Origin of the sequence: Dactylosporangium maewongense (genome assembly GCF_039531485.1) — a bacterium.
Taxonomy (GTDB): domain Bacteria; phylum Actinomycetota; class Actinomycetes; order Mycobacteriales; family Micromonosporaceae; genus Dactylosporangium; species Dactylosporangium maewongense.
Genome location: NZ_BAAAQD010000047.1, coordinates 61311 through 72118 on the forward strand (window position 1 = coordinate 61311; position 10808 = coordinate 72118).

The 10808-nt window shown below is 72.3% G+C and carries 3 protein-coding genes; all 3 read left to right on the forward strand.

The features are described from left to right. The first annotated feature begins 142 nt into the window (after positions 1–142). Entirely contained in the window at positions 143–1924 is a 1782-nt protein-coding gene (locus ABD332_RS55745; protein WP_344514551.1) for a fatty acyl-AMP ligase, read from the forward strand. Positions 1925–1968: 44 nt separating this feature from the next. Continuing rightward, positions 1969–2253, forward strand: a complete 285-nt coding sequence (locus tag ABD332_RS55750) for an acyl carrier protein (RefSeq protein ID WP_344514553.1) — start codon at positions 1969–1971, stop codon at positions 2251–2253. A gap of 115 nt (positions 2254–2368) precedes the next feature. Then, on the forward strand, positions 2369–10808 hold an 8440-nt coding region (locus ABD332_RS55755), incomplete at its 3' end, for a non-ribosomal peptide synthetase (RefSeq protein WP_344514555.1).

The following is a 10808-nucleotide window of genomic DNA, read 5'->3' on the forward strand; positions in this document are numbered from 1 at the left end:
AGTCAGGGCCTGGGCCATAGTGGGCACGCCCCCGATGCGCCCGGAGCCGCCCGACCGGCGGCTCCGATGCACGGCCGCGAAACAACGGTGCGGTCCTCAGGCGCAGGGCACGGCAGAGCAGAGCCTGCGACGGAGGAAACCTATGACCATCGATCAACTCGGTCGCCGGACCGTGGGTGCCGCCTTCCTCGACCAGGCAGCGGCCCACCCGGACAGTCCGGCTCTCACGATCTACCGCGGTTCCAGCGAGACCGAACACCCGACACTCACGTACGCTGAACTCGCCACGCGCGCAGGCCGGCGCGCCGAGGCGCTGCGGGCCCGGGTGGCTCCCGGCGAACGGGTGGTCATCGCGCTGCCGTCCAGCACCGAGTTCGTCGAGCTCTACGTGGCGTGCTTGCTCGCGGGTCTGGTCGCAGTGCCGACACCGCCGCTCGGCGGCTCCGCCGCGGCCACGGAACGGGTCGCGGTGATCGTCGGTGACTGTTCGCCCGGCCTGGTGTTCACCACCGCCTCGGGCACGGCCGACGTGGCCGAGCGGCTCCGGTCCCTGGGCCTCGGCCACGTCCCGGTCGAGGAGCCCGGCGATGCCGGTGCCGACGGGACGCCGCCAGGAGCTCCGTCGGAGTTCCCGGAGGTGTCGCCCGACACGCTCGCGGTGCTGCAGTACAGCTCGGGCTCCACCGGTTCGCCCAAGGGCGTCATGCTGAACCACAGGAACGTCCTGGCCAACGTCGCCGGGACCCGCCTCGGGCACGGCTACGGCGCGGGCGACGTATTCGCCAACTGGATGCCGCTGCACCACGACTACAGCCTCTTCATGCAGCTCAGTCTCGCGCTGACGTGCGGCGCCCCGTCCGTGCTCATGCCGCCCACGGTGTTCGTCCGGCGGCCGGTGGAGTGGTTCCGGATGCTGGACCGGTTCCGCGCGACGACGACCGGCGCGCCCAACTTCGCGTTCGACCTCTGCCTGCGCCTCATTCGCGAGGAGGACGTCGACGGCCTCGACCTGTCCACGGTCAGCTGCATCGTCAACGGTGCCGAACCCATCCACGTGCCGACGATGACCGCATTCCTCAAACGGTTCGCCCGCATCGGCCTGCGCCCGGAGAGCAACTCCATCGGGTACGGCATGGCCGAGGCGACCTGCTACATCTCCGGCGGCCACCGGGACCTGCTGACGCCGGTGCTGGTCGCCGATCCCCGGGCGCTGGAGGCGACGCCCCAGCCGCGGCTCGTGCCCACCACGAGCGGCACCGGCAAGGAGATCGTCGGTGTCGGCGTTCCGCCGTCGCACCAGATGCGCATCGTCGAACCGCAGACCCGCGCGGTGCTGCCCGACGGCGAGGTCGGCGAGCTCTGGGTGCGTGGCGCCAGCGTCGGCCTGGGCTACTGGGACAAGCCGGAGCTCAGCGCCGAGACCTTCGGGGCCCACCTGGCCGACGAAACCGACGACGCGCCAGGCTGGCTGCGGACCGGCGATCTGGGCGCGGTCGTCGACGGGGAGCTGTACATCACCGGCCGGCTCAAGGAGATGCTGATCGTGCGGGGCCGCAACCTCTACCCCCACGACCTGGAGCGGCAGGCCGGTCGGGCGAACCCGGCCCTCGACGGACGTGTCGGGGCGGCCTTCGGCGTCGACGCGCCCGACGAGCGGATCGTGCTGATCCAGGAGGTCAATCCCGGGGTGCGGGCGGATGACCTGCCGGCCGTCGCGGACGACGTCCTGCGCCACCTCACCACGTCCCTCGGCCTGCCCGTCCGCAACGTCCTGCTGGTGAAGAAGGGGACCGTCCGGCGCACCACCAGCGGGAAGATCCAGCGCCGGGCGATGCGCCAGCAGTTCCTCGCCGGTGGTGTCACGGCCCTCTACAGCGTGCTCGATCCCGGCGTGCGGAGCCTCCTGCGGACAGATCCGCGGTGACGGCACAGCCGACCGAAGACTCGACGCAGACCTGGGGGAGATCAATGACGGAGCAGGCGACCATCGCCGTCGAACCCGCGCGGGACAACGTCCTCGCCTGGCTGATCGCACGGGTCGCGCATTACCTGAACGAGCCGGTGGAGCTGATCGACGGGCGGGCCGACCTGAGCCGGTACGGGCTGGAGTCGGTGTACGCCTTCGCGCTCTGCGGCGAGATCGACGAGGTGTGGGGCGCGGTCATCGAGCCCATCCTCTTCTGGGACGTGCGGAACCTCGCCGAACTGGCCGACCACATCGTCGAGGTGGCGAGCCGGCCGCCGGTGCGATGACCTCATCGCCTTCGCCTTCCGCGCCGCCCGGGCCGCCGGGGCGGCGCGGCCCTGCCTGCGGACCGGTGCGTCCGAACTCATCGCTTGTCGCGTCGAGGATTTGGGGTTGACCACCATGGATTCGTCAGCGCAGGAGCTCCACGAACTGATGTCCGCGCAGCGCGGCATCTGGTACGCGCAGCAGTTCGCGCCCGCCGGCCCGGCCTACACCGCGGGCGAGTTCATGGAGCTGCGGGGCGCCCTGGATGTCGAGCTCCTGCTCCGCGCGCTGCGGCTCGCCGTCGCCGAGGCCGACGCGTACCGGCTGCGGATCCGCGTGGTGGACGGCACCCCTTGGCAGTACGTCGCCGACGCCGGTGACTACCCGATCGAGGTCGTCGACCTGCGCGCCGAGGCCGACCCGCGGGCGGCCGCCGGGCACTGGATGCGGTCCGATGCCGACCGGCCGGTCGAACTGGTGGAGAGCTGGCTGACCGGCCACGCGATCCTGCGACTGGGTGACGAGCACACCATCTGGTACCAGCGCGCCCACCACATCGTGGTCGACGGGTCCGGCATGTCGGCCTTCGCACGCCGGCTGGCCGAAATCTTCGAGGGGCTCCTGGCCGGCGGCGCGCCCACCGGCCCGGCGCCGGCCCCCGTCACGGTGCTGATGCGGTCCGACGACGAGTACCGGCAGTCCGTCGACCGTGCCCGGGACCGCGACCACTGGCTCGGCGTCATGTCCGGCGCCCCCGAACCGAGCGTGCCGCGCGGCCACCCGGCGCGGCGCCTGGCCGGCCGGCCCGTGCTGCACCGCCACGACATCACCGCCGACGAGACCGCCGCTCAGCGGGCCGCCGCACGCCGGCTGGGCACGACGTACGCGGGGCTGGTGATCGCCGCCGCTGCCGCCTACCGGCACCGCATCACGGGCGCGCAGGACATCGTGCTCGGCGTCACGGTCAACGGCCGTACGCGGCGGCGCGAGCTCGGAATTCCCGGCATGACGGCGAACATCGTGCCGGTGCGGCTCACGGTGACGCCGCACATGCGCGTCGCGGAGCTCGTGGCGCAGGTGTCGCGGTCGACCCGGCAGGGCCTGGCCCACCAGCGGTACCAGTACACCGACCTCATGGCCGACCTCGGCCTCGTCGGCGGCGGCTTCCTGTACGACACGGTGGTCAACGTCCTGCCGCTCGAGCACCCGGCGCGGTTCGGCACCTGTTCGGCGACGTACACCAGCATCGTCACCAGCCCCGTCGACGACCTGCGCGTCAACCTGTACCGACGGCCCGCCGCCGGCGACGTCATCGCGACGATGGAGCTCAACCGGGACCTCCACGACGAGGACGACGGCGCGGGCGTCGGCCGTCAGTTCCTGCGGGTGCTCGACTGGTTCACGAACGCCACGCCCGAGGGCGCGCTCGGCGACATCCAGCTGCTCGACGACGCCGAGCGCGACCGGGTGCTGCGGGAGTGGAACGACACGGCGGTCGAGGCTCCCGCCGCGACGCTGCCGGAGCTGTTCGCCGCCCAGGTCGCGCGGACGCCGGATGCGCCGGCGGTGATGTTCGAGGGTGCGCCCGTCTCGTACGCGGAACTGGACGGCCGGGCGAACCGGCTGGCCCGCTCGTTGATGAGCCGCGGCGTGGGCGCGGATTCGGTGGTGGGTGTGAGCCTGCCCCGCGGGGTCCCGATGGTGGTGGCGCTGCTGGCCGTGACCAAGGCCGGTGGCGCGTACCTGCCGATCGACCCGGACCTGCCGGCCGGGCGGATCGCGTTCATGGTCGCCGACGCCGGTGCGGTGTGTGTCGTGTCGGCCGCGTCGATGCCGGACGTCGGTGTGCCGGTGGTGCCGGTGGTGCCGGTGGTGCCGGTCGACGATCAGCGGTCGCCGGAAACGGATCCGCGCGTGCGGGTGCGGCCGGATCAGGCGGCCTACGTCATCTACACGTCGGGTTCGACGGGCGTGCCGAAGGGCGTTGTGGTGTCGCACGCCGGCATCGTGAACCGGCTGCACTGGATGCAGGCACGGTTCGGCCTGCGCCCCGGCGACCGGGTGTTGCACAAGACGCCGTTCGGGTTCGACGTGTCGGTGTGGGAGCTGTTCTGGCCGTTGATCCAGGGCGCGGTGATGGTGATCGCCGAACCCGGCATGCACCGCAACCCGGCCTACGTCGCCGATCTGATCCTGGACGACCAGGTCGACACCGTGCACTTCGTGCCGTCGATGCTGGAGGCGTTCCTCGCCTCACCGCAGGCCGCGGAGTGTGTCGGGTTGCGCCGGGTGGTGTGCTCCGGCGAGGCGCTGAGCGCGACGGTCCGGGACCGATTCTTCGAGACCCTGCCCGACGTCGGGTTGTTCAACCTGTACGGGCCGACCGAAGCGTCGGTCGACGTGACCGCCCACGAGGTGCGTCCCACCGGGTCCGCGGTCGTGCCGATCGGCCGGCCGGTCGCCAACACCCGGGTGTACGTGCTGGACGAGCGGCTCGCGCCGGTGCCGGTCGGGGTGGCCGGTGAGTTGTATCTGGCCGGGGTCCAGCTGGCCCGGGGGTACGTGGGCCGGGCCGGGCTGACCGGGGAACGATTCGTCGCCGACCCGTTCGACACCGCTGGCGGCCGGCTGTACCGGACCGGCGACGTGGTGCGCTGGGACGCCGGCGGCGACCTGGTGTACCTGGGCCGGACCGACCAACAGGTCAAGATCCGCGGCTTCCGGATCGAGCCGGGCGAGGTCGAGGCGGTCATCGCCGCGCATCCCGGCGTGCACCAGGTCGCGGTGATCGCCCGCGAAGACGCCGGTGACAAGCGACTCGTCGCATACGTGGTCGGGCCGGCCGACGGCGCGCAGGTGCGGGAGTTCGCCGGATCCCGGCTGCCCGAGTACATGGTGCCCGCGGCCGTGATGGTGCTCGACGCCCTGCCGCTGACCGTGAACGGCAAGCTGGACCGAAAGGCGCTCCCGGCGCCGGACTTCGCGTCCACCGCGGGATCCGGCCGCGGGCCGGCGAACGCCCGCGAGGAGCTGCTCTGCCAGGGCTTCGCCGAGATCCTCGGCGTGGCCGCCGTCGGTGTCGACGACGACTTCTTCAAGCTCGGCGGGCATTCACTGCTGGCCGTACGACTCGCGGAGTGGCTGCGGGTGCGTGGCGTCTCCGTGTCGCCGCAGGTGCTGTTCGACGCGGCATCGCCGGCGCGACTCGCGGCGGTGGCGGGCCCGGCCACCGTGCAGGTCCCGCCGAACCTGATCCCGGCCGGGGCCCGGACGATCGTCCCGCAGATGCTGCCGCTGGCTCGGCTGACCGACGCGGAACTGCACCGCGTGGTGTCGGCCGTGCCCGGGGGCGCGGGCAACGTCGCGGACGTCTACCCTCTCGCTCCGCTGCAGGAAGGCCTGCTGTTCCACCACCTCCTGGCCGACGGCAGCGACGACGTCTACGTCACGCCGCTCGTGTTCGAGTTTCCCGGCCGTGCCCAGGTGGACGGGTTCGCGGCCGCGCTGCAGCAGGTGATCGACCGGCACGACGTGTTCCGCACGGCGGTGGTGTGGGACGGTCTCCGCGAGCCCATCCAGGTCGTGTGGCGCTCGGCGACACTGCCGGTCGCTCACGTCGGGCCGGCCGCTTCCCCCGCCGAACTGGTGTCGTCGGTCGGGCTGGCGATGGACCTCGGGCGGGCGCCGCTGCTCGATCTGCACGTCGCCGAGACCACCGGCGGCCGCGTCTTCGGGCTGCTGCGGATGCACCACGTCGTCCATGACCACACGACGGTGGAGATCCTGCTGGACGAGATCCGCGCCGTCCTCGACGGGCGGGCGGAGACGTTGCCCGAGCCGCTGCCGTACCGCGACTACGTGGCCCAGACCCGCGCCCGGCTGGCGAACGGGGAGCACGAGCGGTACTTCACGGACCTGCTGGCCGGCGTGGACGAGCCGACCGTCGCGTTCGGGGTCAGCGACGTACGCCGGGACGGCACCGGGCTGGCCTCGGCGAATCTGGACGTGGACGCCGACGTCGTGGCGCGGTTGCGCGACGTGGCCCGGCACCTGGGCACCAGCCCGGCCACGATCATGCACGTGGCGTGGTCGCGACTCCTGGCCGTCGTCTCCGGCCGGGACGACGTGGTGTTCGGCACGATGCTGTTCGGCCGGATGAACGCCGGAGCGGAGTCCGACCGCGTGTCGGGTCTGCTGATGAACATGTTGCCGGTGCGGATGCCCACCGGCGACGTCGACGTGCTGTCCGCGGTCGACGGGATGCGCGGCCAGCTGGCGGGGCTGCTGGCGTACGAACACGTGCCGCTGACCGTCGCCCAGCGGGCGAGCGCTTTGCCGGCCGACGTCCCGCTGTTCACGTCGATGTTCAACTACCGGCACAACCGGCCCGGCGACTCCGGCCCGGCCGAGGTCCGGCCGGTGTACTTCCGTGAACGGACCAACTACCCGCTGGCCGTCGTGGTCGATGACGACGGTGGGAGCCTCGGTCTGGTCGTGGACGCGGTCGCGCCGATCGACCCGCGGGCGGTCGGGGAGATGTTCCGTACGGCCGTCGACGGTCTGGTGACGGCGTTGGAGGACGCTCTCCGGGGCGTGCACACGCCGCTGTCCGGCGTGGACGTACTGGATCCGGTGACACTGCGGCGCGTCGTGCACGAGTGGAACGGCACCGCGGCGGGCATCGCGGACGCGACGCTGCCGGAGTTGTTCGCGACCTGGGTGAACCGGACGCCGGGAGCACCGGCCGTCGTGTCCGACGGTTCGTCGGTGTCGTACGCGGAGCTGGACGGCCGGGCGAACCGGCTGGCGCGGCTGCTGATCGACCGGGGTGTGACCCGGGACGCGGTGGTGGGTGTGTGCCTGCCCCGCGGTGTGGACCTCGTGGTGGCGTTGCTGGCGGTGGTGAAGGCCGGCGCCGCGTACCTGCCGATCGATCCCGGCCTGCCGGCCGAGCGAGCCGCGTTCATGGTGGCGGACGCCGGTGCGGTGTGTGTCGTGTCCGACGGGTCGCCGGCCGGGCCGGACGTGCCGATGGTGGCGGTGGACGACCCAGGGCTGCCGGGCCTGCCGGAGACGGATCCGGGCACCCGGGTGCTGCCGGATCAGGCGGCGTACATGATCTACACGTCGGGCTCGACCGGGACGCCGAAGGGTGTCGTGGTCACGCACGCGGGCCTGGCCAGTCTGGCCGCGGTGCAGGCGGAGCGGTTCGAGGTGGCCGGCGACAGCCGGGTCCTGCAGTTCGCGTCGGCAGGGTTCGACGCGGCGACCTGGGAACTGGTGATGGCGCTGTGCTCGGGTGCCTGCCTGGTGGTGGCGCCGGCCGAGCACCTGCTGCCCGGGGCCGGTCTGGTGGGGCTGGCGGCCCGGCACCGGGTGACGCATGCGACGTTGCCGCCGGCGGTGCTGGCGGTCCTCGAACCGGACGATCTGGCGTCGGTGTCGACGATCGTGTCGGCGGGTGAGGCGCTGGCCGGAGAGCTCGTCGACCGGTGGGCGCCGGGCCGGCGGTTGGTGAACGCGTACGGCCCGACGGAGACGACCGTTTGCGCGTCGATGTCGAAACCGCTCGCCGTCGGTGAAGAGCCGGTGATCGGCGGCCCGATCACCAACACCCGGACGTACGTGCTGGATGCGCGGTTGCAGCCGGTACCGCCGGGAGTGGCGGGGGAGTTGTACGTGGCCGGCGCGTCGCTGGCGCGCGGGTACGCGGGCCGGGCGGGACTGACGGCGGGGCGGTTCGTGGCCGACCCGTTCGACGAGGGCGGCCGGCTGTACCGGACCGGTGACGTCGTACGCTGGACCGCCGGCGGCGACCTGGTGTACGCGGGCCGGGCGGACGACCAGGTGAAGGTCCGCGGGTTCCGGGTCGAGCCGGGCGAGATCGAGGCCGTGCTGGCCGCGCATCCGGACGTGGCCCAGGTGGCGGTCATCGCCCGTGAGGACACCGCAGGCGACAAGCGCCTGGTGGCGTACGTGGTCGGCGCGGTCGACGACGCGGAGTTGCGGCGGTTTGCGGGTGGGCGGCTGCCGGAGTACATGGTGCCTTCGGCGGTGGTGGTCCTCGACGCGTTGCCGTTGACGGTGAACGGCAAGCTGGACCGCAAGGCGTTGCCCGTCCCGGACTTCATGTCCACGGCCGGCGCCGGCCGGGCCCCGGCCAACGCCCGCGAGGAACTGTTGTGCCAGGCGTTCGCCGAGGTGTTGAACATCGAGCACGTCGGCGTCGACGACAACTTCTTCGCGCTGGGTGGGCATTCGCTGCTCGCCGTCCGGCTGATGAGTCGGGTCCGGACGGTGTTCGGGGCGGAGCTGTCGCTGCGGGCGATGTTCGAGGCGTCGACCCCGGCGAAGCTGGCGGAGCGGCTGTCGGGCGCGGCAACCGCCCGGCCGGCACTGGCACCGTGGGCGCGGCCGGAACGCTTGCCGCTGTCGTTCGCGCAGCAACGGCTGTGGTTCATCGGCCGGCTCGAGGGTCCGAGCGCGCTCTACAACGTTCCGATGGTGCTCGACCTCTCGGACGCGGTGGACGCGGCGGCGCTCGAGGCCGCGCTGCGTGACGTGATCGGCCGGCACGAGGTGCTGCGCACGGTGTTCCGGACGACCACCGATGGGCGGCCGTTCCAGCACGTCGTCTCGATGGAGGACCTGGACTGGCGGGTGCGGCCGCTCGAGGCCGGCCAGGCGGAGCTTCCCGCCCAGGTTCTGGCCGCGGCCGGGCGCACCTTCGACCTGGCCGCGGAGATCCCGATCCGGGCGGAACTGATCACCGGCGGCGACGAGCGGGTGCTGGTCGTGGTCATGCACCACATCGCCGGGGACGGCTGGTCGACCGCGCCACTGGTTGCCGACCTGTCCACCGCCTACCTGGCCCGACGGGCCGGCCGTGCCCCGCAGTGGCAGCCGTTGCCGGTCCAGTACGCCGACTACGCCCTCTGGCAACGGGACCTGCTCGGCGACGAGGACGACCGGGACAGCCTCATCGCCCGGCAGGTCGGGTACTGGCGGCAGGCCCTCGCCGGTGCGCCCGAAGAGCTGGCGCTGCCGACCGACCGGCGCCGGCCCGCCGTGGCCAGCTACCGCGGGCACACCGTCCCGGTACGGATCGGTGCCGAGCTGCACGCGCGGCTGCGCCGGGTCGCCGCGGCCGAGGGCGTCACGGCGTACATGCTGTTGCAGGCCGCGCTCGGTGTCCTGCTGTCGAAGCTGGGCGCCGGCACCGACGTCCCCATCGGCACGCCGGTCGCGGGGCGGGGTGACGAGGCCCTCGACGACCTGGTCGGCTTCTTCGTCAACACCCTCGTCATGCGGACCGACCTGTCCGGTGACCCGACGTTCGCGCAGTTGCTCGCGCGGGTGCGCGAGGCGAGCCTGGCCGGGTTCGAGAACCAGGACGTGCCGTTCGAGCGCCTGGTCGAGGAGCTGTCGCCGACGCGGTCGCTGGCTCGCCACCCGTTGTTCCAGGTGATGCTGACGGTCCAGAACGCGGGCGACGCGGAGCTGGACCTGCCCGGGGTTCGGCTTCGCGAGCAGGACACGGCGGCCGCCGGAACCTCCGCGGCGAGGTTCGACCTCAACACCATCGTGGCGGAGACCTTCGACGCCGGCGGCGCGCCGGCGGGCGTGCACGGGGTGCTGACCGGGGCGCTCGATCTGTTCGACCCCGCCACCGTGGCGTCGATCGCTGAGCGGTGGGTGCGCGTGCTGGACTCGCTGCTGGCCGACCCCGACCTGCCGATCTCCCGCGTCGACGTGCTGGACGCGGACGAGCGTCACCGGGTGCTGGTGGAGTGGAACGACACGGCGGTCCCGCTCGCGGAGGCGACGCTCCCATCGTTGTTCGCCGCTCAGGTGGCGCGGGATCCCTCCGCTGTCGCGGTCGTCTGCGATGGGGTGTCGGTGTCCTACGGGGAGCTGGCGGCTCGTTCGGACCGGGTGGCGGCGATGCTGCGTGGTCTCGGGGTCGGGCCGGAGCGTGTGGTCGGCGTGTGCTTGGAGCGTGGCGTTGAGTTGATGGTTGTCCTGCTTGGTGTGTTGAAGGCGGGGGGTGCGTATCTGCCGATCGATCCGGATCTGCCGGTGGAGCGGGTCGAGTTCATGCTGGCCGACGCTGGCCCGGCTGTCGTGGTGACCGCGTCAGCTGGTGTGGTGACCCGGGCTGGCCGGTCGGTGGGTGTGCCGGTGCTGGTGCTGGACGAGGCGAGCCTGCCGGTGGGACGGGTTGATGATGCGGGGCTGGTGGCGGCGCATCCGGCGTACGTGATCTATACGTCGGGGTCGACGGGTCGGCCGAAGGGTGTGTTGGTGTCGCATGCGGGGTTTGCGAGTTTCGTGGCTGGTCATGCGCGTCTGCTCGGTGTGGGTGTTGGTGATCGGGTGGGGCAGTTCGCGTCGGCGAGTTTCGACACGTTCGGCTGGGAGTGGTGTATGGCCCTGTTGCAGGGTGCGGCGTTGGTGGTGATTCCTGCTGAGCTGCGGTTTGGTTCGGCGTTGACGGGGTTGCTGGCGCGTGAGTCGGTGTCGGTGGTGACGTTGCCGCCGGCGGTGTTGGCGTTGTTGGATCCGGCGTCGATCG